The sequence below is a fragment of the Sphingomonas segetis genome, from assembly GCF_009720245.1.
GTDB classification, from domain to species: domain Bacteria; phylum Pseudomonadota; class Alphaproteobacteria; order Sphingomonadales; family Sphingomonadaceae; genus Sphingomicrobium; species Sphingomicrobium segetis.
Genome location: NZ_WJSQ01000324.1, coordinates 1 through 569, shown reverse-complemented (window position 1 = coordinate 569; position 569 = coordinate 1). Strand labels below are relative to the sequence as shown.

General features: G+C 71.0%; 1 protein-coding gene. It reads left to right on the top strand.

What is annotated here, in order from left to right; genetic code table 11:
• On the top strand, positions 1 to 569 hold a 569-nt coding region (locus GH737_RS15035; protein ID WP_196233260.1), incomplete at both ends, for an isoaspartyl peptidase/L-asparaginase family protein.

The window sequence follows — 569 nt, the reverse complement described above, 5'->3', positions numbered from 1 at the left end:
CCGGCCTGGAGGCCGCGCTCGCAGCCGGCGCGGCGATCCTCGGCAAGCGCGAAGGCGCGCTCGACGCTGTCGAGTCCGCGCTGCGCGTCCTCGAAGAAGATTCGTGTTTCAACGCAGGCCGCGGCAGCGTGCTGACGGCAAGCGGCTGCATCGAGCTCGACGCCGCGATCATGGACGGAAGCAACCGGCGCGCAGGCGCGGTTGCGGGGCTGAGGACGACTCGGGCGCCGATCAGCCTCGCTCGGCTTCTGCTCGACGAGGGGCCGCACGTGTTCCTCTCGGGCAAGGGTGCCGACGAGTTCGCGCGCAACCAGGGGCTGGAACAGGTCGCCAACAGCTGGTTCGAGGTCCCAGAGCGCCGCCGTCAGCTGCACGAATTGCTGGCTGAAGGCGGGTTCGACGACGAGATCAAATACGGGACCGTCGGCGCGGTCGCGGTGGACGTCGATGGCCATGTCGCGGCGGCGACCTCCACCGGCGGCCTCACGGCAAAGCGCTGGGGGCGGGTCGGCGACTCGCCGCTGATCGGCGCCGGCACTTATGCCGACGACCGCTCCGCGGCCGTGTCG